A 26,594-nucleotide genomic window follows, 5' to 3' on the forward strand; every position below is an offset into this window, starting at 1 on the left:
CGGAAGGAGGTTTGCTTGGACGATCGTGACCCGCCAGTTGTGGCGCCGGACCTGCAAGCCCGCATCGACGAAGCCCGCCGCAAAGCGGCGGGGCCGCCACCCAAGCCACCGAGCGCGAAAGCCGCCGGTATGCGGGTAGCAGCCGAGTTGCTGGCGGGCGTTGTATTCGGCATCATCGCCGGTATCGCTCTGGACCGTTGGTTAGGCACTGCGCCCTGGCTGATGGTCACGATGATACTGCTTGGCATGACAGCGGGTATTCGTAACGTCATACGAGCAGGCAACGTGGAAAACAGGAAGGCCCGGGAAGAAGATTCCAAAACCGGGCCCTGATGCAGGGAACGCCCGTGGCCAATCCACTCGAACAGTTCCAAATCAAGACGCTCGTCCCCCTGGAAGCAGGTGGCTACGACATCTCTTTCACGAACTCTTCCGCCTTCATGATCGTCGCCATCGTGTCGATCACGCTGTTCATGCTGATCGGCACGAGCAAGAAAGCTCTGGTGCCTGGCCGGTGGCAGTCGCTGACGGAATTGAGTTACGAGCTTGTCGCGACGATGTTGCGCGACACCGTGGGCTCCGGCGGGAAGAAATTCTTCCCGTTCGTGTTTACCCTTTTCATGTTCGTGCTGACCTGCAACCTGATCGGCATGATCCCCTACAGTTTCACCGTCACCAGCCACATCGCCGTGACGTTCGCCCTGGCGGCCTTCGTCATCGTCGGCGTGACGATCCTCGGCTTCGTCAAGCATGGCTTCGGCTATCTGAAGCTTTTTGCCCCGAGCGGCGTGCCGATTCCGGTGCTGTTCATTCTGGTGCCGATCGAGATCATCTCCTACCTGATGCGTCCGATCAGCCTTTCCGTCCGACTGTTCGCCAACATGATGGCGGGCCACGTGATGCTGAAGGTTTTCGCCGGTTTCGTGGTGTCGCTGGGTGCGATCCTGATCCCGCTGGGCATCTTTCCGCTCGCGTTCCTGGTCGCGCTGACCAGCCTTGAAATGCTGGTGGCCGTGCTGCAGGCGTACATCTTCTCGATTCTGACCTGCATCTATCTCAACGATGCAATCCACCTCCACTAAGCTAACCACAAGAAAAACCACCAACTCAGACGTAAGGAACTGATCATGGAAGCTGAAGCCGCAAAGTTCATCGGTGCCGGTATCGCCGCCACCGCCCTCATCGGTGCCGGCATTGGCGTTGGCATGGTGTTCAGCAGCTACCTGCAGGGCGCTCTTCGCAACCCGGCGGCTGCCCCGAGCCAGACGACCAACATGTACCTGGGTTTCGCGCTTTGCGAAGCGACCGGCCTGTTCGGTCTGCTTGTGTCCATGATGATCCTGTTCGGTAACTAACGGACAGCCTTCGGGACACAGAGCCATGCCCCAGCTAGATATTTCGTCGTTTCCGCCGCAACTCTTCTGGCTCGCTATCTCGTTCGTGCTTCTCTATGTCGTGATGTCGCGGCTTGCCTTGCCGCGCGTCGGCGAGATCCTGCGCATTCGCGAGGAGCGGATCACGAGCGATCTGGACCGGGCCGAACGGCTGAACCGGGACGCGGAAGACGCGGTCAAGGCCTATGAGCAGGCCCTGGCCGAAGCTCGGGCCAAGGCGACCGACATCGCCACCAAGACCCGCGCCGCCGTCCAGGCCGAAGCCGAAGCCCGCCAGGCCGAAGCCGAAGCCCGGCTCACCGCGCAGCTTGAAGCCGCCGAAGCCCGTATTCGCGCGACCCGCGACGAGGCCATGAGCCACGTTCGCGAAATCGCGTCGGATACGGCGGTGGCTCTGGTGACGCGCCTGCTGGGCTCGGCCCCGGAAAGCGCCCGCCTGGACCAAGCCGTCGGCGAAGAACTCCAGCGTCGGGGAGCCAAGTAAATGGATGAAACCCTGCACGAAGGCGGCACGTCGACCGAAGTCGGTGTCGATCATGCCGCTCATCACGAGGGACCGCTCTACGCATCCCCCGAACTATGGGTCGCCGTTTCATTTCTGCTCTTCCTCGGCCTTCTCGCCTACGTCAAGGTGCCCCGGCTCATCGCCAGGTCCCTGGACAAGCGCTCGGAAGAAATCGCCCGGCAGATCAACGAAGCCCGCCGGTTGCGCGAAGAAGCGGAAGCCCTGCTCGTCCAGTACCAGCGCAAGCAGCGCGAAGCTCTCGACGAGGCCGCTGAAATCGTCGCCCATGCCGAAAGCGAGTCCAAGCGTTTCGCCGTCGAAGCGCAGAAGGCTCTCGACGTGAGCATCGCCCGCCGCGAACAGCTCGCGGTCGAGAAGATCGCCCAGGCCGAGGCTTCGGCCGTCAAGGAAGTCCGGGCGGTGGCCGTGGAAGTCGCCACCGAGGCCGCCCGCAAGGTGATCGCCGAGACCATCGACAGCGGCAAGGCCAACGAACTGGTCGACGACGCCATCCGCGAGCTTCCCAAGCACCTGCACTGAGAGCCGGCGCCAGACCAAGACGACAAGGCCCTCGTCCGCAAGGACGGGGGCCTTCGCTATTCAGCCTTTGTCCATGACGGACCGGAGTGCCGCGGCGATGCGCATGGGGGCGCGGGGACTCTGGTACATGGCGCTCATGTAGGCATGCAGGTTGGGAAGACCCTCGAGCAGGCCGATTTCGTTGGCCCAGTCCAGCGTGTACGCCAGCACGAAATCAGCCGCCGTCGCCGTCTCTCCGACGAGGAAGTCGCGACTTGTGAGGTGCCGCTCCAGCACAGCCGCCATTTCCCGGAAATCCTCCCTCGCCAAGGCGACATCCGACTCCTGCCGTTTGTTCTCGGGATAGAGCGAGGTGTTGCGCGCGATTCGCCACAGCGGCTGCTCGAGTTCGGTCGCCGTGAACATGACCCAGCTGTTGAAGCGCGCTCGCTCCGCCGGATCAGTGGGGATCAGGCCCTTCTCAGGATATTTCTCGCCGAGATACAGAACGATGGCCATGGATTCGCTGAGCACCAGATCACCATCGATCAAGGCGGGAAGCTTTCCCGCCGGATTGATCGCCAAAAACCACGGCGACTTGTGCTCGCCTCTCAGCATATCGACGGTGACCGCCTCGAATGGAACGTCCAGTTCCTGGAGCATCCAGCGGACCCGGATGGATCGCGTCGGGGCGAACTCGTAGAGTTTCATCAAATTGAGATCTTTCTCTCAGCCCGGCAGAGTATGAGACGCCCTTTGGGTGTTCGCAAGAGCCTGTCGGCCATTGACGAAGGGGCCCCACTGAGGTTGACGTTGGTAGAATCTTACCTATGTTCCTTTCAGGAACTGTTTCCGTGTCCCGACGTTAATGGCTTGAACGGGATGGCGAAAAAGCCGCTCGCCAAACCCGCAGAGGAGACGGAATCATGTTATACTGGGCTCTGATCTTTTTGGTGTTGGCGCTGATAGCCGGTTTGTTCGGTTTTGGCGGAATTGCCACGACGGCGGCTGGTATTGCCAAGATCCTTTTCGTGGTTTTCTTGGTTTTGCTGGTAGCCAGCTTGCTCTTTAATGCGTTCGGACGCCGTGGTCCCTGAACAGCCCCGGTCTCTCGATCGACTGACTCAACGGAAAGGATATGGCGATGGTGGAAATACCGGCCGATGAAGCGCAGACTTTGAAAGCTGATCTGCAGAAGCTGCAACAGGATTGGGACGCGCTGGTGTCATCGACACAGCAAATCCTTCGCGATGGAACGAGGACTGGTATGAACGAAGCACGAGCCGAAATCGAAGCTCTCCGCCGCCGGCTGGAGGAATTGGGTGTCATTCTGAACGATCGCAGCCAGCAGGCCGTGGACACCGTTCGCCTGAATGTCCAGAAGCAGCCCCTGACCAGCTTGGGCGTTGCGTTCAGTGTCGGCGCGATCCTGTCGCTGTTGCTCGCCGGACGTCGTTGATGGGGGCGCTTGCCAAAGCCGTTCAACTACTCTTGTCACTGACGGCTGCGGCGCGCCCTACCGCATCGATACCTTGGACACGGATCCCCGCCGGGCTGTTTCTCGGCGGGACCTGTTTTGCATTGCTGATGACCGCGGCGGGCTTTCTGCTCGCCGCGGCTTATCTTTGGCTTGAGCCACACTGGGGCCCGGCGGGCGCCGCTTTCGGCGTCGGCTTCGCCCTGTTGCCCATCGCGGGTTTCGTCGGCTTTTCACTCTACCGTCTCATTACCCGGCCCATAGACCGGGGGCCAGGTCTCGATATTTTCGATCTGACCGACGAGGCCGCCCGGGGAGTCGCGGCTGCGGAAGACTGGGTGTCGCAGCGGCCGTTGACAGCCACGGGAGGCGCCGTGCTTCTTGGAGCCCTTACAGCCCTCATGCTTACCCAGCGCCGGCGACGCTACTAATCGCCTGACACCCGAATCGGTTCCCTGATCCCCACGCGAGTGGTAGGCTCCGCGTGGGAGAGACACCATTCGCTTGGGAAGGCAACCGGCATGACATTCGATCTCGCCCGGCTGATGGCCGGCGACGCAGACAAGTACGATCTGCACGACCGGTACCTGAACACCCAGCTGGTCAAGGTCCTACGAACCATTGGCTTCGACCGCAACTATGTCCGGGGCAAGGGCCAGTATCTGTATGATCAGGACGGTCAGCGTCATCTCGACCTCCTGAGCGGTTTTGGCACATTCGCGATCGGCCGGAACCACCCCACCGTCATCGCCGCGTTGCAGCAGGTACTGACGGGAGAGTTGCCTAATCTGGTGCAGCTTGACGTATCCATGCTCGCGGGCCTTCTGGCGCAGCGCCTGCTGGGATACATGCCCGGTCTCGACAAGATGTTTTTCTGCAATTCCGGCGCCGAAGCTGTCGAGGCGGCGATCAAGTTCAGCCGGGCAGCCACTAGGCGTCCGCGCATCCTTTTCTGTGAGCACGCGTTCCACGGGCTGACCTATGGCGCGCTCTCGCTAAACGGCGACAAGATTTTCCGCACCGGTTTCGAGCCGTTGCTGCCCGATTGTACAGCCATTCCCTTCAATTCACTGGAGCGGCTGGAGCAGGAACTGAAGCGCGGCGACGTGGCGGCCCTGATCGTCGAGCCGATTCAGGGCAAGGGCGTGAACATGCCGTCGGACGACTACCTGCCCGAGGCGGCGCGCCTGTGCCACAAATACGGCGCGCTATTCGTGGCCGACGAGATTCAGACAGGCGTGGGCCGGACCGGCCGCTTCCTGGCCATCGAACACTGGGGCGTGGACGCCGACATGGTGCTGCTCGCCAAGGCGCTGTCCGGCGGCTTTATTCCCGTCGGCGCCGTCGCCGTCAAGAAATGGGTCTATGACAAGGTGTTCGACCGCATGGACCGGGCGGTCGTGCACGGCTCCACCTTCGCCAAGAACGAGATGGCCATGGCCGCCGGCCTCGCGACCCTGGATGTTCTGGAAGACGAAAAGCTGATCGAGCACGCCGACGCCATCGGCACCGAGATCCTGGCCGACCTGAGCACCTTCATCCTGAAGCACGAATTCGTCAAGGACGTGCGGGGCAAGGGCCTGATGATCGGCATCGAGTTCGGCACGCCGCGCAGCTTGTCGCTGAAGGCCGCGTGGGCGCTGCTGGAACAGGCGCGCAAGGGTCTGTTCTGCCAATTGATCACCATTCCGCTGATGAAGGACCACCACGTCCTGTCGCAGGTGGCCGGCGACGCCATGAACGTCATCAAGCTCCTGCCTTCGCTCACCATTACCCAGGACGACCGCACCTGGATCCGTGAAAGCTTCGACGCGGCCATCGCCGACAGTCACCGGGTCCCTGGCGCCGTCTGGGATCTTGGCAAGACCCTCGCCGGCCACAGCCTGCGCGCGAGGGCCGGCGCCGCCTGAGGCTCAGCCCAGCAGCGAGGAAATTCCCCGTTCCGCCGCCATGGCGCCGTAGGCGAGGACGGTGAAATAGCCAACGGTCGCGAGTACCAGAAGGTGGCCCAGAAGCACGACGACCCCGTCCCGCTGCAGCATGCCTACCGACAGACACAGAATGCCGTAAGCAGGCAGCGTGTTGGTGAACGGGATCATGCCCAAGGGAAACGCGAGCAGAATGGCCGCGAAGGTCAGCGACAGACCGTTGAACCGGCTGGCGACGGGCCCGTCCGTGAGCCAGCGCAGCCGCGGCCGGATGAACCGGTCGAGGCGTCCGACGAGAGCTGCCCCCTTCCACAAGGTGGGACGCAACTTCTTGGTCCGCACCGGCCGGTCCATCAGGAAGCGCGGCAACCACGGAACCCTGTTGATGGTGATGCCGGTGCCGATGAGAATCATGGCGCCGCCGAACACCGTGCTGACGCCGGGAATGGACACCGGCAGCAGGAACGGAATGGTCAGCAGGGTGCACAGGATCAGCAACCCCTGCTCGCCGATGATCTCGAGGAGCTGACGCAGCGTAACGGTTTGCCCCTTGATGGTGCGCACGGCCTTGCGCAGCACGACGCTCAGGCTTTCGGTGGTATCACTGAATTCTATCGACACGAATGATCCTTGTTCGAGTGGCGCCCCCAGGCTATCGCCGCCGAAGCGACCCCATAAGCCCGCGCAGCAGCGCCCGGCCCAGTTCCCGTCCGACCGAGGAGGCGATGGACTTGGCGAAAGTCTCGCCCACGCCCTGACGCTGGCGCCCGCCGGAGCGCGGCACGGAGGTGGTCCGTGTCTGGCCGGCCCCCTTGGAGTTGCCTGCCGCCCCGGCTTCTGGCGACCGGGCACGCCGGACCAGCATCTCATAGGCCGAGTCCCGATCCCGTACGTTATCGTAGCGGCCGGCAACCGGACTGGCCATCATCGCCTGCTGGCGCTCCTGCGGTGTGGCCGGACCGAGCCGGGATTGCGGTGGGCGGATCATGGTACGGTCCACCATGGTCGGAATGCCCTTGCCGTCGAGAGTGGATACCAGCGCCTCGCCCACGGCCAGCTCGGTAATGGCCGCCGCCGTGTCAAACGCCGGATTTTGGCGGAACGTCTGCGCCGCCGTGCGCACCGCCGCCGCGTCGCGCGGCGTGAAGGCGCGCAACGCATGCTGCACACGGTTGCCCAGCTGTCCCAGCACATCGTCGGGAATATCATCCGGACTCTGCGTCACGAAATAGACGCCGATGCCTTTCGAGCGGACCAGCCGCACAACCTGGGCCACCTTATCGAGCAGAACCTTGGGCGCGTCCCGGAACAGCAGATGGGCTTCGTCGAAGAAGAAGACGAGCACCGGCTTGTCCGGGTCACCCACTTCCGGCAGCTCCTCGAACAGCTCGGACAGCAGCCAGAGCAAGAAGGTGGCATAGGTCTTTGGTGACTGGATCAATCGGTCCGCCGCCAGGATGTTGATCAGGCCCCGCCCATCGGGGGCGCGCCCGATGAAATCATGAAGATCGAGCGCGGGTTCGCCAAAGAAACCTGCCGCCCCTTCGTTCTCCAGCGCGAGTAGCGCGCGCTGGATCGATCCGACCGACGCCTTGGAGACGTTCCCGTACTCGGTCGTGAGCGACGCGGCGTTCTCGCCGATATGGTTGAGGATGGCGCGCAGGTCCTTCAGATCGAGCAGCAGCAGTCCCTGCTCGTCAGCCAAGCGGAAAGCGATGTTCAGCACGCCTTCCTGGGTATCGTTGAGACCCAGCAGCTGGCTGAGCAGCAACGGTCCCATCTCGGACACGGTGGCGCGGATCGGATGCCCCTGCTCGGCGAAGAGATCCCAGTACACCGCCGGGAAGGCATCGAACTGATAATCGTCAAGACCGATCTCTGTGGCCCGTCTCAGCAGGAAATCCTTGGGCGCGCCAGGCTGGCAGATACCGGAGAGGTCTCCCTTGGCGTCGGCCAGGAAAACCGGAACACCGGCCCGCGAAAAGCCCTCCGCCAAAATCTGCAGGGATACGGTCTTGCCCGTGCCCGTGGCGCCGGCGATCAGGCCATGGCGGTTGGCGCGTTTCAGCGACAGATATTGTGGCGCCTGCCCGGTGCCCAGATAAATGCTGTTGGCTCTTAGCAAACTCATGCGCGCATCCTCAATTGCAGACGCCATCGCGGGTATAAGGCACCGAGTTCATCCGCCCCTGAATCACCCCCGCGCGCGAAGACAGGTAGCCGGTTGGTTTGGCCGGGTTGCTACGCAGCGGACTGGGCAGCGACACGGCGAGCAAGGCCGACTGTCGGGCGGTAAGAGCAGACGCCGGGACGCCGAAATAGTGCCGGGCAGCGGCCTCCGCGCCATAGATGCCCTTGCCCCATTCCGCGATGTTCAAATAGACCTCGAGCGTGCGCTGCTTGGGCCACAGCAGTTCGATCCAAACCGTCAGATAGGCCTCGATGCCTTTCCTGATGAACGAGCGGCCGGGCCACAGGAAAAGATTCTTGGCGGTTTGCATGGTGATGGTGCTGGCTCCCCGCGAGCGTTCGCCCTGCTCCAGCTTCTCCAGTGACTCCTTCAGCGAAACCCAGTCGAAACCATTATGATTGCAGAACTTCGCATCCTCCGACGCCAGAACCGCGCGCTGCAGGTTGGACGATATCCGCTCAATGCCAGTCCAGTCCTTGTCGATCCCATAGCCCTGGACGAGGCGGATGACCATCAGCGGCGTGCCCGGCGGCGGCACGAAGCGGTAGATCAGCAAGATCGCGGGCGGCACCAGCAGGACCATCAAGGCCAGCATGATGATAAAACGGGCTATCCGGCGGCCGAAGCCGCGTTTCGCTCTGGACTTGATGCGCCTGCCCTCCCGTCGATCGCTCTGGTTACCCGCAGGGCACATGATGCGTGCGGCCAGTCAGGCGCAGGATATAGGCAATACGATCGCCGGGCACTAGCGGAGCGCGCGGAACAGGCATCGAATGGCATCGACCACCGCGCCGGGTTCTTCGTAATGCCCGAAATGACCGCCAGTCGGATGGCTGGTCACCTGATGGAGATTGTACACCCGGGCCCGCTCGCTCGCCTGGAACGCCGCCACCGGGTCATCCACCGCGGGATCCCTCTCACCACCCAGGAACGTCAGACCCGTGGGCGCCTCGACGGCGGGCATCCGGTCGTGCGACGGCGTCCAGGGATGGCGCGCCGCCTCCGCGTAATAGCGCGCCGAGGTATGGAAGCTGCCGGTCAACCAGTAGAGCATGGTCGTGGTGATCAGATGTTCCTTCGGGAACCGTGCTTCGACATCACCATGGGTATCACCCCACGCGCGGCGCCGCTCGACCAGCCAGGACAGCAGACCCGCCGGGGAATCGTTGAGACCGTTCGCCAGGGTTTGCGGATCGAGCACCTGAACGGCGACATGGCTGGCGATCCGCCGCTGACGGGCATGCAACGCCTCGCGCAGTTCGCCGCGAATGGCGGGCGGCACCAGCGCGCCGCCCGTGATGTCCCATGGCCGTTCGGTGTTGAACAGGGTGAGCGGAATGGCGTGCATCATGTGCACCCCGTAAAGGCTGGCGGCGTATTTATGGCCAAGCTGCGCCGTAACCAGTGCGCCCCAGTCACCGCCACTGGCGCCGTACCGCTCGTAGCCCAGCCCCTGCGTCATCAATTTTTGCCAGAGGTCGGCGGTGCGCCACCAGTTGATGCCCGGCGTGCGCAGCGGCGTCGAAAAGCCGAAACCCGGCAGCGACGGCACGATGACGTCGAAGGCATCGGCGGGATCGCCGCCATGCGCCGCCGGATCGGTCAGCGGGCCGATGATGTGACGCATGTCCCAGAAGCACCAGGGCCAACCATGAGTGACGATCAGCGGGATCGCGCCCGACGCCTGGCTCTTCTGGTGGATGAAATGGACCGGCACGCCGTCGATATCGGCGCGAAAGTGCCGAAAACCGTTCATCTCTCGCTCGGCCGTGCGCCAGTCATAATCCCCGAGCCAATAGTCGACCAGGGTCTTCAAATAGGCCGTCGGGGTGCCATATCGCCAGTCGTCATTGCCGAAGTCGTCGGGGAAGCGGGTGGCTTCGAGCCGGCGTTTCAGGTCGGCGAGCGCCTGATCGGACACGGCAATGGAAAAGGATTCGATGTGCATCCGGCACCACTGCGAACGAGATGGCCATCCCGCCCGAGGCGGAACGGCCACGCTATCCCGGAAGACCTGCTTAGGCCGTCAGTTCCTTTTCGATGGCGCCCGTCAGGACCGGATCGTCCGGCGTGATGTCGGGCGCGAAGCGACCGACGACCTTACCATCGCGGCTGACCAGGAACTTCTCGAAATTCCAGAGAACGTCGGTCTCGCTCTTGGGGCTGAGCCCACGCTCGTCGAGAACCTTCTTCAACGGGCTATCCGGCTTGTTGACCCGCTGCGGATGGGCCGAGATCAACTCCTGGTACAGCGGATGCCGATCCTCGCCCGCGACGCTGATCTTGGAGAACAACGGGAAGTCCACCTCGAACTTGGTGGTGCAGAATTCCTGAATCTCGGCATCGCTGCCCGGCTCCTGGCCCGCGAAATTGTTCGCCGGGAAGCCCAGAACCTCGAAACCCTTGGCATGATAGGTCTTGTAGACCTTTTCCAGGGCGTCGTATTGCGGCGTCAGGCCGCATTTGGAGGCGACATTGACGACCAGCAGGACAGAGCCCTGATAGTCGGCGAGCGAAGTATCCGTACCGTCGATCTTGCGGACGGGAACGCTGTAAAGTGGCGCGGTCATGTGTCTTCCCCATGGTGAAACAGGCCGGGAAGCTTACGGTGCTTTTGCCTCGATGGGAACAGCAGCGGCGCGACTCTCCCCGGCCCGGTCGCGCGGTGTCCAGACGCAAACCCGGTTACGGCCGTTCTGCTTGGCCCGGTACAGGGCCTCGTCGGCCAGACTGTGAAGCACGGCGAACTTGCGCGCATGATGGGGGTAGCAGGCCACGCCCATGGACACAGTGACAGGCGGCAACTCGCCGCTATGCCAGCGGATGCGCAGATGCGACACGTCGTCGCGGAGCTTCTCCGCCATGGCGATGGCGCCATCCAGATCCGTGTCCGGCAGCATGATGAGAAGCTCTTCCCCGCCGAGCCGGCACACCAGGTCGGTGGCGCGGCATCCTTCCATGAGATAAGCGCTGACGCGTTTCAGCACCTCGTCGCCGGCGGCGTGGCCGTGCTGATCGTTGAAGCGTTTGAAATGATCGATGTCGATGGCGATGATGCTGAGCGCGGTCTCCAGACGATCCGCCCGGTTCAACTCGCGCTCCGATGCCTCGTCAAGATACCGGCGGTTATAGAGATTGGTCAGCGTGTCGCGCAGCGCCTGGTTCTCGAGCCGTTCGCGCAGATCCAGATTGACCAGCGCGAGCGCGACCTGCTCGCTCAGCGTCACCGCGGTCCGCCGTGTCTCGCCATCCGCTTCAAGCGAGTCCGCCTCGCCGCCCGAAATGGCGAGCATCCCCACCGTCTGGCCGCGGGCGGTGATCGGCACGCACAGCGCCACGCCCGTATCCGGCAGGTGATCGCACCGGACACTGCGCCCGACATGATTGATCTGCGGCTTTCCCTTGCGGATCGCCCAGCAGTCCGCCGGAGGAAACATGGTGTCGAGGGCATCGCCGCCGCCCCAGGACGTCGCGCGCCGCAGCTGGTCGCGCGAATGGTTGTAGACGAACAACTCGACCGTCACGTCCGGAAGCAGCCGGGCGCCGTGGTGGCTGATGATCCGGTAGGTTTCCCCGCGATCCGACGCCGCATGAAGCTCGTCGGCCATTTCGCTCAGCGCCGCGAGCTCTTCCCCTCGTCTCTCCGCCTGACGCTCGGCCCGCTGTGCGATGGTCAGCGTCCGGCGCATGGCGCGGGTCTGCAGCACCGCCAGCACCAGCATGACAAGGGTGAGAAGCGCGATGGCCGGCGCGATGAAGGTCAGCGAAAAATTCAGGCGCTGGCCGAGGCGTGCGTTCTCGGCCTCCACCGCGTCCTCGATGTCTCGGACCTGTCGGCGGATCTCGTCCATGATGAGCTTGCCTTCATTGGCCGAGATATAGGCGTGCGCCTGTTCGGGTCCGATCTGACGAAGGTCGATGGTGCGCGCCAAAGTCTCCTGTCGGCGCGCGACAAGGCGGGACAGTCCGGCGGCATCGAAGTGAGTGCCGAGCTTGGGCGGGATCATCCGGAGTATCCTCGCCAGCAGGTCATCCGCCCGCGTGAAACTGGTGTGATAGGGCTCCAGAAAAGTTTCGTTGCCGGTGATGGCGTAACCTCGAACCGCCGTTTCCCCGTCCAGCATGGCGATCAGGAAGCGCTGCGCGGTATGGTCCAGTTCCATGTTGCGCTGCAGACGCTTGCCGACATCGGCGAGATAAAGACCGCCGAACATCAGGACGGCAAAGAGCACGCTGGCGACGCCGAACTGACCATATCGGGCACGCTGCTTCTGCAGGAAACGGGAAGGCATTCCGCTGAATATCCGGGTTGTTGGAACATGGGCGTCTCGCGATGGCGGCACTCTGTTGCCGTCGCAAGAAACGCACGCCGCCCTTGTCGCAACGGGCAGCGGCCGAAAGAGCACCTATACTCTAGAAACATCCCGCGTGATTTCAAGCGCAATATTCCTTCTAATTTGTTGTTTTTATTAAATATTCAGCTCTTGCGGCCCCGTTGGAGCTACTTACATCCACGCCGTGGCCTACACAGAGAGGCCACGAAAACCAGTCAGGGACATGCGATTCAGGATGCATCTCGCGTCCACGCCACCCTTCTGCCCAGGAGAGGATTTTTCATGAACAAGGCCCTTAGCACTGTGACCGTCGCCCTCGGCGTCCTCGTCGCCGGCACGGCGGTCGCCAACGCGCAGCAGTCCGCCAATCAGAACCCGTTCAGCGGTTTCTATGTCGGCGGCGTCCTCGGTTATGACAATTACAGCCTCAACAGCAGCGCGACCCTTCCCACCTATGGCGTCAGTGGCGCGATCAACGGCCTCGGCGCGGACGGCGTCGCGGGCGGCGCGATCGTCGGCTACAACATTCCGCTGGGACCTCAATTCATTGCCGGCATCGAGGGCTCGTTTCGCTACAGCGACGCCGACGTGAGCACCACCGTGACCGGACTGGGTTCCGCTGGCGCCAAAGCGCGCGAAAGCTGGGGCCTTGGCGCCCGCGTCGGTTTCGTGCCGGTCGATAACGTGATGCTGTACGCGTCGGGCGGCTGGACCCAGGGCCGCTTCAAGACCGAAGTCGCGAACGCCGCCGGCACCACCATCTACTCCGGCAAGGACAGTCAGGACGCCTGGCGCATCGGCGGCGGCGTCGAGGCCGCGCTGGGCAGCCAGTGGACCGCCCGCATGGACTACACCTACGCCAACTATTCGAACTACGACATCGCGCTGTCCAATACGGACAGCGTCTTCATCAAGCCGACGAGCCATCAGGTGTCGCTGGCGATCTCCCGTTACTTTTGACAAGCGGTAGACTGGGGCCCGGCGTTACAGCCGGGCCCTTTTTTTGTGCGCCTGCCGTGCGTGAAGGGCCGACTCGGCGGGAACGCCCGTTGACAAGCGGCTTCTGAAAAGTCACTTGTTCGCGCCATGCTGGCAATCCGGAACATCACCTTCACCATGGCGGGCAACCGCCTGTTCGATAATGCCTCGGCCGTGATCCCGACGGGACACAAGGTCGGCATGGTCGGTCGCAACGGCACGGGCAAGACGACCCTGTTCCGTCTCATCCGCGGCGAGCTGTCGCTGGACGATGGTGAGATCGAGGTGCCGCGCGCCTTCCGGATCGGCGGCGTCGCCCAGGAAGCGCCCGCGACCGATCATACGCTGCTTGAGACCGTGCTGATGGCCGACATCGAACGCGCGGCCCTGCTCGATGAAGCCGAGACGGCGACCGAGCCGAACCGTATCGCGGAAATCCAGATCCGGCTGGCCGACATCGACGCCTATTCGGCGGAATCCCGGGCCGCCACCATTCTGTCCGGCCTGGGCTTCGACGCCGAGGCACAGCAGCGGCCGTGCCATGAGTTCTCCGGCGGCTGGCGCATGCGCGTGGCGCTGGGCGCGGTGCTTTTCTCGCAACCAGACCTGCTGCTGCTCGACGAACCGACCAACTATCTCGATCTCGAAGGCACGGTGTGGCTTGAAAGCTTCATCGCCAAATATCCTCACACCGCGCTGATCATCTCCCATGACCGGGAACTGCTGAACCGCTCCGTCGACGGCATCCTGCACCTGACCGGCGAGAAGCTGACTTACTACACCGGCACTTACGACCAGTTCGACAACGAGCGCCGGTTGAAGCTGGAACAGCAGATCTCGATGAAGCGCAAGCAGGATGCACAGCGCGCGCACATCCAGAGCTTCGTCGACCGGTTCAAGGCCAAGGCCTCGAAGGCCCGCCAGGCCCAGTCGCGGGTCAAGATGCTGGAGCGGATGAAGCCGATCGCCGCCGTGTCGGAAAACGCCGTGGCGCCCTTCCACTTTCCCGCGCCGGACGAGCTGGCGCCGCCGCTGGTGACGTTCGAGAACGCCAGCGTGGGCTATGACGGCAACACCATCCTGCGCAACCTGAACCTGCGGCTGGACCAGGACGACCGCATCGCCCTGCTCGGCTCCAATGGCGAGGGCAAATCGACCTTCGCCAAGCTGCTGGCCGGACGCCTGCCGCTGATGACCGGCAAGATCACCAAATCGTCCAAGCTGCGCATCGGCTTCTTCGCCCAGCACCAGCTCGACGAACTGGTGGAAGGCGAGAACTCGCTCCAGCACCTGATGCGCAAACTGCCCAACGAGGGTCAGGCTCAGTTGCGCGCCCGCCTCGGCGCCGCCGGGATCGGCGCCGACATCGTGCTCAATCCCGTCGAAAAGCTCTCAGGCGGCCAGAAGGCGCGCCTGCTGATGGCGCTCGCCGCGCTCGAAGCGCCGCACATCATGATCCTCGACGAACCGACCAACCATCTCGATATCGAAAGCCGGGAGGTGCTGGTTCACGCCCTGAACGAATATCCGGGCGCGGTGATCCTGGTCAGCCATGATCCCCATCTGGTGGAGACGGTCGCCGATCAGCTGTGGCTGGTGAAGGACGGCAAGGTCGCGCCGTTCGATGGCGACATGGAAGATTACAAGCGCCTGCTGCTGTCGCAACGTGGCCCCAAGAAGGAGCCGGGCGCCAACCGCAAGGGCGAGAACAAGCCTTCCCCGCCGGTTCAGGCCGCCGCGCCAGCGCCGTCGAAAGCCCAGCGCGCCAACGCAGCGCCGCTCCGCAACAAGGTACGCGATCACGAGAAGCAGATCGCCAAGCTGGAGGCCGATCTGGCGAGGGCGGAAGCAACCCTCGCCGATCCCAAGCTTTACGCCTCGGGTGATAAGGCCAGGATCGAACGCCTGACGCGCGCCGTGGCCGATATCAAGGCCTCGCTCGCCCGTGAGGAAGAGGCCTGGATCGCCGCGCAGGACGCGCTGGAACAGGCCCTCACCGCCTGACACCCTCCGCAAGACTCGCCGGGACAGACGCCGCGACGTGAGGTAGAATTCACGGATTAGGGCGTCGGGGGCGTGGAGGGGAAAATGCTGTCCATCGACACCATCCGGGTGCTCTATCCGCGCGCGCCGGACGCTCACGTGGCCGCCTTCGCCGCACAGGCCGCCACCGTTCTCAAATCCTTCGGCATCGATCAGACCACCAACCGCCTGCACTACTTCCTGGCGCAGATCGGCCACGAGTCGGGCGGCCTGACCATCATGCAGGAAAACCTGAATTACCGTCCCGAACGGCTGCCACAGGTCTGGCCGAGCCGATTCCGGGACCCGGCCGTGGTCTCGCGATGCGCCGGCAGGCCCGAAGTCCTCGCCAATACGGTATATTGCGACCGCATGGGCAACGGACCTTTCGCCTCCGGCGACGGCTGGCGTTATCGGGGGCGCGGATATATCCAGATCACCGGCAAGGACGCCTACGGGCTGGTCGGGCAAAGCACCGGCATCGATCTGTTGCGTGATCCCGACCGCGCCTTCGCGCCCGAGCACGCACTCAAGGTCGCGTGCGGCGTCTGGGCCTGGAAGGGCGCGAACGCTGCCTGCGATGCGGCGGACTTCACCGCCCTGACCCGCAAGATCAATGGCGGCACCATCGGACTGGCGGACCGCAAGGCGTGGCTGGACAAGGTGCGCCGCACGCTGGGCGCGCCCATCCCTGTCGAGGATCAGCCGGACGGACCGGACGTGGTTGCCATTCAGCGCAAGCTTCAGTCGCTGGGATATCGGGAACTGGGCGCGGCCGACGGGATCATCGGTCCGCGCACCCAGGCGGCCATCATACGTTTCCGGCAGGACCGCCGGCTGCCGGATGGCCTCATCGACGACATGCTGTTGCAGGCACTCGGCCTACGCTGACCGTCAGCGCCGGCCAAAGAGCAGGCGGAGCACGCTGCCCACGGTCCGGCGCTTGGCGGACGGACGGCGCTTGCGCGGCTCGGGCGGCACGCCGAGCAGCATCCAGAATTCGTGTCCATCTTCGGGGAGCTTTACCCGAGGAGCGCGGCGCTCCGCCCACAGCACGTAGGAGTGCAGCGACTTGGACATTTTCGCCTCCATGGAGGGCGTCCAGACGCCCGCCACTTCCTTGGCCCACTTCCAGGCGCCCGCCTCGGCGTAGAGACGGGGCTGCGACTGCCAAGGCCCCAGAACATGACCCAATTCGTGCAGCGCCACCGCGTAGGTGATCGCGCTCTTCACTGGCCGAATAGCGATGATGCGGGCTTCCTTGGACGCGCGGCCACCCCGCGAATGAGGCAAGACCCTGATGCCTTCGTTCCGGCAGATCGCGGCGACGTGCAGCCGCATGTCTTCGGGCGTCATGGATAAACGTGCTGCATGGGACCTGTCGGAAGGCGATTCAAAGCTGTGCGTGAGACCCGTCGAAACGCCTACTCGGTCGCGGCGAGGATGGTCAACCTTCGTCGTCGTGGCCGCCATGATCGCCAGCGATGGGACCTTCCTTGAACAGGTTGCTTCTCAATTGATGGTCGAACTCCGGACTGTTGCGGCGGATCCATTCCAGCACCATGGCGGCATGCTCCATTTCCTCGCGCATGTTGTGCAAAAGGATTTCCTTGAGCTGCGCGTCATCACAGTCATCGGCGCGCTGCCTGTACCAGTCGACCGCCTCCATCTCTTCCATAAGGGAGACGATGGCGTGATGCAGGGAAATGGTCTCCTTGGTCAGCCGTTCACGGGGGGCGTGCAAACCTTCGCTCGACATCTGGTGCGCTCCTTCATCCTGTAGCGTGATCGTCAAGAGTCCAAGGCGCGACCGGTCTCAACGCGCCAGGGCTCCTGCGCTATCCTGCACAAGTTCGTGGGCGATGACGACCTCCGCGATGTCGGCTGGCAGCGACAGCCCGCCGCGCGCCCGTTCCAGGGCTTCGTCGGACATGCGCAGGGCCGCCGGACGCAGTGTCGGCGAGGCATGAGAGATGGAGGCGAGCCCCTTCTGGAGCCGAATTCCCACCTCCACAAGCGCCGCGCCGTCTCTCGATATAGGGCGAAAGGCGTCCTCGATCATCTCGGCGCAGTCGATGGGCGCGGCATGAAGCCGGTCGTAAATCACCTCCGGATCGCTCTCGGCCAGATCGCGATCGAACCGGATGAGCAGACGGACCATAGTGCCGATCACATCGATCGCCGTGCCAGGGTCGTTAATGGCCGGCGACAGGGCGCGCGAGGCGATTTCGGACAGTGCGATGAGACCGAATCGGGGATCCTGCAGAAAGGTGCGGGTGTCTCCCAGCGTGAAAGCGGCGCGAATTCGGTCGCGCGTGGCGTCATCCACCTGCCGATCCAGGTAACAGAGAGCCCGACCCGGACTGATGAACACGCCGGACCGCACCGGATTATAGATTCGAACATCCGCTGTCTCCGCGCAGTTCTGCAACCGTCCCGCGTCCACATGCTGCACATAGGCGACGCGGTCCGTGTACAGCGGATACGCGTCCGCGGGAATCTGTGTCAGAGGATGGCCGCCCAGATGACGAGCCTTGGCATGTGAATTCAACGCCGCCTGCGTCACCTCCTCGACCTGATCGATGGTCTCGCCCACCCGCCCAAGGCGCGACAGCCGGTCGATCCAGCCCAGCAAGGTGACCACCACCAGCACGATCACCGCGATCGTGACGGCCAACAGAACAAGCCTGCCGCCCCCGCCGTAAACCCGGGTGCTCAACAGCACGATGCCGACGATGCTGTAGAGAAACGCGCCGATGAACGTCGCCAGCGCATTGTGCGAGGTCGTGTCCTCTATGAGCAGGGTGGCGGCGCGGGGGGTCGTGCTGTTCGAGGCGGCGGCATAGGCCGAGACCATGGTCGTCAGCGAAAAGGTTGCCACCGCGAGCATGCTCGACGCCAGGATCGCCAGGATCGAATCAACCGATCCTGCGCCAATCCGGTCGGAATAGGCCTCTGGCACCATCGGACCAAGCGCGATAGCCACCATCGCCGTCGCGACGCCAAGCAGACAATACAGCGTGCTTCGAAACCAGGTCTGCCTGGTGATCCGCTGCAGGATGAACTGCCATTTCGTATCCATCGGTCGGCCCCCTAGCGTTCGCCCCGCCGGGGCTGGTCCGGCGTGTAGGTGATCCGCGAACGCCTCGGACCGCCGAAGGTGTCACGCATCTTGACATTCCGCCCTTGTTCGATAGTTATATCGCCATGACCCGTCCGCAAAAATCGCTGTCGCTTCGACTTACCACGCTGTCCCTCTAAGGGACCGCGCCGGCTGGCCTTTGGCCGAAAAGACGAACACCACGCGATTGGATACAGGCAAGTGACGGCTCACCTCGACAATAATCATTTCAACTACCGTGCGGCCCGTTTATATGGCGGGGCCTGGCGCGCGCTACGACTTATCGGCGGCCCGCGGGCCTGATCGGGCGCCTTTCGCCTGTCCGCGAGCCGAATGCCGGCAGCACCCTTGCGCCGCGCCGAACCGCCGTCAGACCATTTCCGCCAGAGCGCCGCGCGCGCCGGCACCAGAAGGAACCAAGACCGTGAGCAAGACCGCCATCGACGCCGCCCAGAAATACGTCCCCTTCAAACAGGTCGATCTGCCCGATCGCAAATGGCCGGGCAATGTCATCACCAGGCCTCCCATGTGGTGCTCGGTGGATTTGCGCGACGGCAATCAGGCATTGATCGAACCCATGGACGCCGACCGCAAGGCCCGCATGTTCAAGATGCTGGTCGAGTTGGGCTTCAAGGAGATCGAGGTCGGCTTTCCAGCCGCCTCCGACACCGACTTCGCCTTCGTGCGCCAGATCATCGAAGGCGGCATGATCCCCCAGGATGTCACCATCCAGGTGCTGACCCAGGCCCGCCCCGAGTTGATCGAACGGACCTTCGAGTCGCTGAAGGGCGTGCACCGCGCCATCGTCCATCTGTACAACTCCACCTCGACGCTGCAGCGCCGCGTGGTTTTCGGACTGGACGAAGCGGGCATTACCGATATCGCCGTGCGCGGCGCCAAACTGGTCAAGCAGCTGGCCGACGCGAACCCGGAGACCGACTGGGTCTTCGAATACTCGCCCGAGAGCTTCACCGGCACCGAACTGGAATTCGCCCGCGACGTCTGCGCGGCGGTGATCGACGTGTTCGAGTCTACTCCCGACAAGAAGATGATCATCAACCTGCCCGCGACGGTGGAGATGGCGACGCCCAACATCTACGCGGACCAGATCGAGTGGTGTCACCGGAACTTCCACAAGCGCGACAGCTTCATCCTGTCGCTGCACCCGCATAATGACCGCGGCACGGGTGTCGCCGCCGCCGAGCTGGGCTTCATGGCCGGTGCCGACCGCATCGAGGGCACGCTGTTCGGCAATGGCGAGCGCACCGGCAATGTGGACATCGTCACCCTGGCGCTGAACATGTTCACCCAAGGCGTCAATCCGGAGCTGGATTTCTCGCGCATCAACGAGGTGCGCCAGACCGCCGAATACTGCAACCAGTTGCCGGTGCATCCGCGCCATCCCTATGCGGGCGACCTGGTCTTCACCGCCTTCTCGGGCTCGCATCAGGACGCCATCAAGAAGGGCTTCGACGCACTGGCCGCGTCCAACAGCAAGGTGTGGGAAGTGCCCTACCTGCCCATCGACCCGGCCGATCTGGGGCGCTCCTACGAGGCGATCATCCGCATCAACAGCCAGTCTGGCAAAGGCGGCATCGCCTACATCCTGAAAAGCGATTACGGCCTCGACACGCCGCGCCTGTTGCAGGTGGAGTTCTCGCGCGTGATCCAGCGGATCGCCGACGAAACCGGCAAGGAAATCGAGCCCAAGCTGATCTGGGATACCTTCCAGAGCGAGTACCTGAACCGGACCTCGCCCATCGAGTATCACAGCCACAGCACCCTGCCCGTCCCCGGCCATCCTGACCAGCGCGACATCCATGCCGAGGTGGTGCTGAACGGGGTAAAGCAGGAGATCGAGGGCTTCGGCAACGGCCCGATCGCCGCCTATGTGGACGCGGTGCGCAAGAACTGCGGCATCGAGTTCAACGTACTCGACTACCACCAGCACGCCATCGGCCACGGCGCCGAAGCGAAGTCGGTGACATATATAGAAGCGCAGCAGGGCGACGGTAAGACCGTCTGGGGTGTCGGCATCAGCGCCGACATCGTCGACGCGTCCCTGCTGGCGGTAACCAGCGCCGTCAACCGGATGCTCGCCAGGTAGTCCGGGATACCATCGGGCGCTTCAGCGGTTGATATAGGGCTCGGATGCCGCCAGCGGGGCGGCATCCCTGCACGATGGAGCGATCCGTGACATCCGACGATCTGAGCCTGTTCATCGCGGCGCAATCCCCCGTCTGGAACCAGGTCACCAGCGAGCTTGCCGCCGGGCGAAAGCAAAGCCACTGGATGTGGTTCGTGTTTCCCCAGATCGAGGGGCTGGGGCATAGCGCCATGGCACGGCGCTATGCCCTTGGCAATCTCGATCACGCCCGGCGCTATCTGGCCGATCCCGCGCTGGGCGAGCGCCTGCGCGAGGCCACCCGACTGGTGCTGCGACACGCCGGAGCCCCGATCCGCCATATTCTGGGCACGCCGGACGATTTGAAGTTCCGCTCCAGTATGACCCTGTTCGAACAGGCCGCGACCGAACAGCAGGACCGCGATCTTTTCGGGAAGGCGCTCGCCGCGTTTCATGCCGGCGAGCCCGATCCGAAGACGCTGGAGCTGCTGCGCCAGCGTTAGGCCGGAGCGCGGCGCGGATGCCGCGCTCCGATCTGCTTAGCGCTTTCGCGCCCAGGCTTTCGCTTCGTCCGAGGCAACCCATTTGATCGCATCGGCGAGGAACTGGCGGAATGCCGGGTTGGAATAGGCTGCCGGACCGTCGCCGGCTTCGCTGGCCACCACCGGACTGTTGCCCGTGCGCTTGGCCCAGGCGATCAGATTGCTCCCCGGCGGATGATTCCAGCGGTCCTTCTCGGCCTGCGGCGCCAGCGGCGGCGGGTTGAAGTTGGACGGCGAGTAATCGTAGTCGCTGCGCAGCAGCGGCACGATGTCCGGATTGCTCTCGAACCCCGATGTCTTCAGGTAGATCTCGTCGGTCACGGTAAAGCCCTTGCCAAGGTTCTTCGTCACCGGATGGGACGGATCGACCACGGACAGGAAGTGGGTACCGTTGCGGTGCGGCTCGCCGCCGCCGCCGCGATAGCCGGATCCCGGCACCTTCTCGCCATAGACCTCGGATTCCGACAGGGCGAATGACGTGCCCGAGATGTCGCGCCACAGGCTCCAGCCCGGCCATTGCACCAGCGCATGGTTCAGCAGGACGAGGCCCTTGCCGCTGTCGAGCAGCTTTTCGATGGTCTCGACGTAATGCGCCGGCGGCGCCTTGAAGGCGGCCGCGCCGTCATGTTCCGTGCCCCACATGTCGTAAAACACGACCGCGTCGTAATCCTTGACGTATTCCGGACGCAGGATGATCTGGGCGGCCGGCTGTTCGACCACCGTCGTGTTCAGATCGGGATTTTCGTCGAAGATCGCGTAGAAGCCATTGTAATCGAACGGATGGCCCTTGGTGACCAGCAGAACATTGACGGTCATTGTTTACTTCCCCTGTTTTCGTTGCGGTCGCTACGATAGCCCTGTTACCGGCGGTCTTGCCACGGCGGAAATCGGCCGTTAGGAACCAGCCGGACGAACCTGCGCCTGTGCAGGTTATCATATCGGGCAGCGCCGACGAGGGAAGAGACGGATGAGCAAAATCGTGAGGATCGGATCAGCAGGCGGCTTCCTGGGCGACAGTTCGGTGGCCGCGCCGCAACTGATCAAGGGCGGCAAGCTCGACTACCTGGTCCTCGACTATCTCGCCGAGGTGACCATGTCGCTGCTGGTGAAGTCCCGCGCCAAGAATCCGGACGGCGGCTACGCGCACGACTTCACCGAATGGGTCTGGAAGGAAAACGTCGCCGAGATCGCCCGCCAGGGCATCAAGCTGGTAACCAATGCCGGTGGCATCAGCCCGCGCGCCTGCCGCGCCCGGATGGAAAAGATCGCCGCCGAAGCGGGCGTGAGCCTGAAGATCGCCATCGTCGAGGGCGACGACATCCGCGACCGCATCCCCGCGCTGGCCGCCGAGGGCGTGACCGAGATGTATTCAGGCGCCGCCATGCCCGCGCCGGAGCGGATCACCAGCGCCAACGCCTATCTGGGCGGCCGGCCCATCGCCGAGGCGCTGGCGCGCGGCGCGGACGTGGTCATCACCGGCCGCGTCGTCGATTCCGCGCTGGTGCTTGGGCCATTGATGCACGAGTTCGGCTGGGCCGATACCGACTACGACATGATGTCCGCCGGCAGTCTGGCCGGCCACCTGTTGGAATGCGGCGCGCAGGCGACGGGCGGGCTGTTCACCGACTGGGAAGACGTGCCGGACTGGGCCCATATCGGCTATCCCATCGCCGAATGCCGCGCCGACGGCACGTTCGTCATGACCAAGGCGGAAGGCACCGGCGGCATCGTCACCGTCGGCACCATCTCCGAGCAGACGCTCTATGAGGTCGGCGACCCGCAGGCCTATCTGCTGCCCGACGTGGCCTGCGACTGGTCGGACGTCATCATCGCGCAGGAGGGCAAGGACCGGGTCAGCGTGTCAGGCGCAAGAGGCCGCGCGCCCACCGCCACTTACAAGGTCTGCGCCACCTTCCAGGATGGCTACCGCGCCATCGGCATCCTGCCCATCGTCGGCATGAATGCCGCGGCGAAGGCCGAAAGACAGGCCGCCGCGCTCATCGAGCGGACCGAGGAGATGCTGCGCGGCCGCAACATGGGGCCCTACCGCGCGGTCCATATCGAGAGCCTGGGCGCCGAGACGACCTATGGCGCGCATTCGCGCATGCGCGGCGCGCGGGAAGTAATTTCGAAGATCGGCGTCGAGCACGAAGACAAGGCCGCTTTGGAGATATTCTCGCGCGAGATCAGTGCCCCGATGACCTCCATGATGGTCGGCAACACCGGCTGGTATGCGGGCCGGCCCAATGTCACGCCTGTCATCCGCCTGTTTTCCTTCGCCCTCGCCAAGGACCGTGTGCGCGTCACCATCGACCTCAACGGCAAGACCGAAACTGTCGCCATCACGACAGCCGGCGGGTTCGATCCGGCCAAGATCACCCGGCCCGGCACCGAAAGCGCGAATCTCGGTCCAGACGCGGTGATGGTGAGGCTGGTCGATATCGCCTGGGGCCGCTCCGGCGACAAGGGCGACAAGTTCAACGTGGCCGTCATCGCCCGCCGTCCCGAATATCTGCCCTACATCCGCGCCGCCCTGAGCGTGGACGCGGTGCGCGACTGGTTCGCCCACGAGTTCGCGGGCGCCGCCCATCCGCGCGTCGAACGTTTCGACGTGCCGGGCATGCACGCCCTCAATTTCCTGTGCCACGAGGCGCTGGGCGGCGGCGGCATGGCCACCATGCGCCTCGACCAGCTGGCCAAGGGCAAGGCACAGCAATTGCTGGAGATTGAAGTTCCCCTTCCCGCATCGCTTGCGCAGAACCTGAAACGGGCTGCGGCGTGACACCACGGGCGCACGCGTGTTATTGATTTTCCGAAACAATCTTTGGGGAGAGACGCATCATGGCGAAGATCGGCTACTGCACCGTTGGATCGAACAGGCTGGAAGAGGCCAAGGTCTTCTATGATGCCCTGATGGCATCAATCGACATGAAGCCCCGGTTCGAGCATCCCTCGGGCGGACGTCTTTATGCTGGTGCCGCCGGCATGTTCGGCGTTCTCGGTCCGTATGACGGCAACCCCGCGACGGTGGGTAACGGCTCCATGATCGGCTTCAGCTTCGACACGACCGATGAAGTCGCCGCGTTTCACGCCAAGGCGCTGGAGCTGGGCGGGACCACCGACGGCGACCCGGGCGAGCGTGCGCCAGGCGCTTACTTCGCCTACTTCCGAGACCTGGACGGCAACAAGCTCTGCGCCTTCAAGTTCGGCTGATCGTTCCCGGACGCGGTCCGGGAACGTCTTGATGAACCTGGCCGGCCCCTACTTGGTGTCGGCCGGTTCAGCGCTATCGAGCCGCTTGCGCAGCGCGCCGGCCCAGAACGCAATCGCCTTTTCGACTTCGCTCCAGGCATCGTCGCTCGTCACCGGCGCCGATGCTTCGTGGACCCGCCCGCCCTGACGATCGGCCACCACCATAAGAACCTGGTTGGAGACGGAATCGATCAGTTCGGCCTCGAGGCTCATGCGCACGGCATATTCCGCGAGCGTCGGCTGTCCGCCGGCTTCCGCGCCTTTCGGGAACGCCAGCCAGACATTGGCCAAGGCCGCGCGGATCGCCAGCACGCCTTCGCCGGGCTCGGTGACCACGCTGTACCGGCCGGCCAGCTGCGTCTCCAGCACACTCGTCGCCAGCGCCTGAAGCTTGGTCATGTCCGCACGGCTCAGCCGGTACATGCGCTTGTCGTCACGCAGATAATTGACCGTGATCGGCTCGAGCATGACCGCGCGGTATGCGCCCAGATTCACGCCGGGTGCGGCGAACACCACGTCGAGCTGGCGGTCGCCGACAGGCTGGAGACCGGAAGCGACCGCGTCCGAAACGATGGGATCGGCGGGCTGTGCCGCGACGGGTGCCGCGAGAAACAGCGCCGGGATGAGGCAGACCGCCCGCAGGCGCAGCGATAAGCTGGCAAAAGCCGTGTGATTCAACAGTTCCTCCATTCAAAGCGCGAAGCCTAATGACAACCGCGGCGCGGCACCACAGGCCCGGCCGTCTTTCAGCGGCCTGATCGATCAGTTAAAGTAATGGCGTGCCGAGCGCGACGACTTATATGGCGGACACCGGCGCGATGAATGCCCCGCCAACGCTCTGGCGGCCAGACCGCATCGGCGCTACGTTACAGCCACCAGCACTATACCAGGATATAGTTCACCATGGACCTTTCCTTCGATGCCGAAACCCGCGCCTTCCAGCAGGAGGTCCGCGCCTTCCTCGCCGAGCAGCTGACGCCGGATATCCGCGAAGCGACCGCCAGGACCACCACGGTCTGGGTGGAGAAGGACGTGGTCATGGAATGGCATCGCCGTCTCTACAAGAAGGGCTGGGTCGGCTATTTCTGGCCGAAGGAATATGGCGGCACCGGCTGGACCCCGACCCAGCAGTACATCTTCCTGCAGGAGTGCGCCCAGGCGGGCGCGCCGCGTCTCATTCCCATGAGCCTGCGTTATGTGGGGCCGGTGATCTTCACCTTCGGCACCCAGGAGCAGAAGGACTTCTTCCTGCCCCGGATCCTGTCGGGGGAGCATTACTGGTGCCAGGGCTATTCCGAACCGGGTGCCGGGTCTGACCTGGCGTCGCTGAAGATGCGGGCGGTGCGCGAGGGCGACGAATACGTCCTGAACGGCAGCAAGATCTGGACGACCAACGCCCACGTCTCCGACTGGATCTTCTGCCTGGTGCGCACGGACAATACGGGCAAGAAGCAGGAGGGAATCAGCTTCGTGCTGGTCGACCTGAAGACACCCGGCATCAAGATCGATCCGATCATCACGCTCGGCCTCGATCACGAGGTAAACCAAGTGTTTTTCGACGATGTCCGCATCCCGGTCTCGAACCGGGTCGGCGCCGAGGGCCAGGGCTGGGACTACGGCAAGTTTCTGCTGGAATTCGAGCGGGCCGGCGGCGCGTCGGGCGAATACAAGGCGGCGATCCAGAAGCTGAAGGCCATGGGCGCGGCGCAGCGGAGCGACGGCGCGCCGCTGATCGCCGATCCCTATTTCCGGAGCGAGATCGCCAAGCTCGAGATCGGCGTCATGGGCCTGGAGATGACGGAACGCCGCATCATGTCCTCGGTCGCGGCGGGCCAGCGCCCGGGTCCGGAAGGATCGGTGATGAGCGCGACCGGCGTGGAGATCAACCAGCGGATCAGCGAACTCGCCATCGAGGCGATGGACTATTACGCCGCGCCACTACCGCCGCCGAGCCTGACCGGCATGGTGAATGACGACGAATATCCGGGGCCGTCCTATGGCGCGGCCGCCATGGGCAAGTACCTGAACAAGCGGGCCGCCTCGATCTATGGCGGCGCCAAGGAAATCCAGCGCGAGATCATCTCGAAGGCGGTGCTGCACCTCTGACCCTCGGGCGTTCCAGCGCTATTCGTGATGCCGGTGCCAGTCGGTCGTGACTCCGGACTACATTCCGATATAATTGACATGACTGTCGGTATTGATCGAC

At 63.8% G+C, this 26,594-nt stretch carries 29 protein-coding genes; 17 read left to right on the forward strand and 12 right to left on the reverse strand.

The window, feature by feature from the left end:
* The first annotated feature begins 15 nt into the window (after positions 1–15).
* From WJU17_RS06435 to WJU17_RS06455, 5 genes are read left to right on the forward strand one after another with little or no spacing between them, the layout of a single operon-like run.
* On the forward strand, positions 16–333 hold the full coding sequence (locus WJU17_RS06435; RefSeq protein ID WP_346326509.1) for an AtpZ/AtpI family protein: 318 nt from the start codon (positions 16–18) through the stop codon (positions 331–333).
* Positions 333–1,082 (forward strand): F0F1 ATP synthase subunit A, encoded by a 750-nt coding sequence (locus WJU17_RS06440; RefSeq protein ID WP_346326510.1) that lies wholly within the window; start codon positions 333–335, stop codon positions 1,080–1,082. The genes WJU17_RS06435 and WJU17_RS06440 overlap by 1 nt, the downstream gene beginning before the upstream one ends.
* Before the next feature lie 45 nt (positions 1,083–1,127).
* Positions 1,128–1,355, forward strand: coding sequence for a F0F1 ATP synthase subunit C (locus tag WJU17_RS06445; protein ID WP_346326511.1), 228 nt, complete (start codon positions 1,128–1,130; stop codon positions 1,353–1,355).
* Positions 1,356–1,380: 25 nt separating this feature from the next.
* Positions 1,381–1,878, forward strand: coding sequence for a F0F1 ATP synthase subunit B' (locus WJU17_RS06450; RefSeq protein ID WP_346326512.1), 498 nt, complete (start codon positions 1,381–1,383; stop codon positions 1,876–1,878).
* Positions 1,879–2,439 carry a F0F1 ATP synthase subunit B gene (locus WJU17_RS06455; protein ID WP_346326513.1) on the forward strand — a complete coding sequence of 187 codons (561 nt, stop codon included), beginning with the start codon at positions 1,879–1,881 and terminating at the stop codon, positions 2,437–2,439.
* 60 nt (positions 2,440–2,499) lie between these two features.
* Here the strand turns inward: WJU17_RS06455 and WJU17_RS06460 are convergent, their stop codons facing one another.
* Entirely contained in the window at positions 2,500–3,129 is a 630-nt protein-coding gene (locus WJU17_RS06460; RefSeq protein WP_346326514.1) for a glutathione S-transferase family protein, read from the reverse strand.
* A gap of 215 nt (positions 3,130–3,344) precedes the next feature.
* Here WJU17_RS06460 and WJU17_RS06465 point away from each other — a divergent pair, with 215 nt between their 5' ends.
* The 4 genes from WJU17_RS06465 (at position 3,345) to WJU17_RS06480 (ending at position 5,805) form a co-directional block, all read left to right on the forward strand.
* A complete protein-coding gene (locus WJU17_RS06465; protein ID WP_346326515.1) occupies positions 3,345–3,515 on the forward strand; it encodes a DUF1328 domain-containing protein in 171 nt (56 codons plus the stop codon).
* A 41-nt stretch (positions 3,516–3,556) separates the two neighbouring features.
* Positions 3,557–3,877: a hypothetical protein gene (locus tag WJU17_RS06470; protein ID WP_346326516.1), complete on the forward strand. Its 321-nt coding sequence runs from the start codon at positions 3,557–3,559 to the stop codon at positions 3,875–3,877.
* A 122-nt stretch (positions 3,878–3,999) separates the two neighbouring features.
* On the forward strand, positions 4,000–4,326 hold the full coding sequence (locus WJU17_RS06475) for a hypothetical protein (protein WP_346326517.1): 327 nt from the start codon (positions 4,000–4,002) through the stop codon (positions 4,324–4,326).
* 90 nt (positions 4,327–4,416) lie between these two features.
* Entirely contained in the window at positions 4,417–5,805 is a 1,389-nt protein-coding gene (locus tag WJU17_RS06480; RefSeq protein ID WP_346326518.1) for an aspartate aminotransferase family protein, read from the forward strand.
* A gap of 3 nt (positions 5,806–5,808) precedes the next feature.
* Here the strand turns inward: WJU17_RS06480 and WJU17_RS06485 are convergent, their stop codons facing one another.
* The 6 genes from WJU17_RS06485 to WJU17_RS06510 all read right to left on the reverse strand — a co-directional run bounded on the left by WJU17_RS06485 (position 5,809) and on the right by WJU17_RS06510 (position 12,306).
* Positions 5,809–6,444: an exopolysaccharide biosynthesis protein gene (locus tag WJU17_RS06485; RefSeq protein ID WP_346326519.1), complete on the reverse strand. Its 636-nt coding sequence runs from the start codon at positions 6,442–6,444 to the stop codon at positions 5,809–5,811.
* A 31-nt stretch (positions 6,445–6,475) separates the two neighbouring features.
* Entirely contained in the window at positions 6,476–7,954 is a 1,479-nt protein-coding gene (locus tag WJU17_RS06490) for a helicase HerA-like domain-containing protein (RefSeq protein WP_346326520.1), read from the reverse strand.
* A 10-nt stretch (positions 7,955–7,964) separates the two neighbouring features.
* Positions 7,965–8,609 (reverse strand): monofunctional biosynthetic peptidoglycan transglycosylase, encoded by a 645-nt coding sequence (mtgA, locus tag WJU17_RS06495; protein ID WP_346326521.1) that lies wholly within the window; start codon positions 8,607–8,609, stop codon positions 7,965–7,967.
* 150 nt (positions 8,610–8,759) lie between these two features.
* Positions 8,760–9,962 carry an epoxide hydrolase family protein gene (locus WJU17_RS06500; RefSeq protein WP_346326522.1) on the reverse strand — a complete coding sequence of 401 codons (1,203 nt, stop codon included), beginning with the start codon at positions 9,960–9,962 and terminating at the stop codon, positions 8,760–8,762.
* A 70-nt stretch (positions 9,963–10,032) separates the two neighbouring features.
* A complete protein-coding gene (locus tag WJU17_RS06505) occupies positions 10,033–10,584 on the reverse strand; it encodes a glutathione peroxidase (protein ID WP_346326523.1) in 552 nt (183 codons plus the stop codon).
* A 33-nt stretch (positions 10,585–10,617) separates the two neighbouring features.
* Positions 10,618–12,306, reverse strand: a complete 1,689-nt coding sequence (locus tag WJU17_RS06510) for a diguanylate cyclase (protein WP_346326524.1) — start codon at positions 12,304–12,306, stop codon at positions 10,618–10,620.
* Between the two features lie 324 nt (positions 12,307–12,630).
* Between WJU17_RS06510 and WJU17_RS06515 the strand changes: the two genes are divergently transcribed.
* The 3 genes from WJU17_RS06515 to WJU17_RS06525 all read left to right on the forward strand — a co-directional run bounded on the left by WJU17_RS06515 (position 12,631) and on the right by WJU17_RS06525 (position 16,239).
* Positions 12,631–13,308, forward strand: a complete 678-nt coding sequence (locus tag WJU17_RS06515; RefSeq protein WP_346326525.1) for an outer membrane beta-barrel protein — start codon at positions 12,631–12,633, stop codon at positions 13,306–13,308.
* A 126-nt stretch (positions 13,309–13,434) separates the two neighbouring features.
* Positions 13,435–15,330 (forward strand): ABC-F family ATP-binding cassette domain-containing protein, encoded by a 1,896-nt coding sequence (locus WJU17_RS06520; RefSeq protein WP_346326526.1) that lies wholly within the window; start codon positions 13,435–13,437, stop codon positions 15,328–15,330.
* Between the two features lie 84 nt (positions 15,331–15,414).
* The gene (locus WJU17_RS06525) at positions 15,415–16,239 is read left to right on the forward strand and encodes a peptidoglycan-binding protein (RefSeq protein ID WP_346326527.1); all 825 of its coding nucleotides are present in this window, start codon (positions 15,415–15,417) and stop codon (positions 16,237–16,239) included.
* 3 nt (positions 16,240–16,242) lie between these two features.
* On the opposite strand, the gene WJU17_RS06530 is transcribed toward WJU17_RS06525, so the two are convergent.
* The 3 genes from WJU17_RS06530 to WJU17_RS06540 all read right to left on the reverse strand — a co-directional run bounded on the left by WJU17_RS06530 (position 16,243) and on the right by WJU17_RS06540 (position 18,430).
* The gene (locus WJU17_RS06530; RefSeq protein ID WP_346326528.1) at positions 16,243–16,704 is read right to left on the reverse strand and encodes a hypothetical protein; all 462 of its coding nucleotides are present in this window, start codon (positions 16,702–16,704) and stop codon (positions 16,243–16,245) included.
* A 91-nt stretch (positions 16,705–16,795) separates the two neighbouring features.
* A complete protein-coding gene (locus WJU17_RS06535; RefSeq protein WP_346326529.1) occupies positions 16,796–17,107 on the reverse strand; it encodes a ferritin in 312 nt (103 codons plus the stop codon).
* A 57-nt stretch (positions 17,108–17,164) separates the two neighbouring features.
* Positions 17,165–18,430 (reverse strand): DUF2254 domain-containing protein, encoded by a 1,266-nt coding sequence (locus WJU17_RS06540; RefSeq protein ID WP_346326530.1) that lies wholly within the window; start codon positions 18,428–18,430, stop codon positions 17,165–17,167.
* Between the two features lie 463 nt (positions 18,431–18,893).
* On the opposite strand from WJU17_RS06540, the gene leuA reads away from it, so the two are divergent.
* Together leuA and WJU17_RS06550 are read left to right on the forward strand one after the other, a co-directional pair.
* Entirely contained in the window at positions 18,894–20,576 is a 1,683-nt protein-coding gene (gene leuA, locus WJU17_RS06545) for a 2-isopropylmalate synthase (RefSeq protein WP_346326531.1), read from the forward strand.
* An 86-nt stretch (positions 20,577–20,662) separates the two neighbouring features.
* Complete coding sequence (locus tag WJU17_RS06550; RefSeq protein WP_346326532.1) at positions 20,663–21,097, forward strand: DUF1810 domain-containing protein; 435 nt, start codon at positions 20,663–20,665, stop codon at positions 21,095–21,097.
* Positions 21,098–21,133: 36 nt separating this feature from the next.
* On the opposite strand, the gene WJU17_RS06555 is transcribed toward WJU17_RS06550, so the two are convergent.
* Entirely contained in the window at positions 21,134–21,952 is an 819-nt protein-coding gene (locus WJU17_RS06555) for a ThuA domain-containing protein (protein WP_346326533.1), read from the reverse strand.
* A 151-nt stretch (positions 21,953–22,103) separates the two neighbouring features.
* Here WJU17_RS06555 and WJU17_RS06560 point away from each other — a divergent pair, with 151 nt between their 5' ends.
* Together WJU17_RS06560 and WJU17_RS06565 are read left to right on the forward strand one after the other, a co-directional pair.
* Positions 22,104–23,918, forward strand: coding sequence for an acyclic terpene utilization AtuA family protein (locus WJU17_RS06560; protein ID WP_346326534.1), 1,815 nt, complete (start codon positions 22,104–22,106; stop codon positions 23,916–23,918).
* Between the two features lie 59 nt (positions 23,919–23,977).
* Positions 23,978–24,349: a VOC family protein gene (locus WJU17_RS06565; protein WP_346326535.1), complete on the forward strand. Its 372-nt coding sequence runs from the start codon at positions 23,978–23,980 to the stop codon at positions 24,347–24,349.
* 48 nt (positions 24,350–24,397) lie between these two features.
* On the opposite strand, the gene WJU17_RS06570 is transcribed toward WJU17_RS06565, so the two are convergent.
* Positions 24,398–25,066 carry a DUF3313 family protein gene (locus WJU17_RS06570; RefSeq protein ID WP_346326536.1) on the reverse strand — a complete coding sequence of 223 codons (669 nt, stop codon included), beginning with the start codon at positions 25,064–25,066 and terminating at the stop codon, positions 24,398–24,400.
* A 225-nt stretch (positions 25,067–25,291) separates the two neighbouring features.
* Between WJU17_RS06570 and WJU17_RS06575 the strand changes: the two genes are divergently transcribed.
* A complete protein-coding gene (locus WJU17_RS06575) occupies positions 25,292–26,494 on the forward strand; it encodes an acyl-CoA dehydrogenase family protein (RefSeq protein ID WP_346326537.1) in 1,203 nt (400 codons plus the stop codon).
* Positions 26,495–26,594 lie beyond the last annotated feature (100 nt).

The organism is Iodidimonas sp. SYSU 1G8, assembly GCF_039655775.1.
Classification (GTDB): domain Bacteria; phylum Pseudomonadota; class Alphaproteobacteria; order SMXS01; family SMXS01; genus RI-34.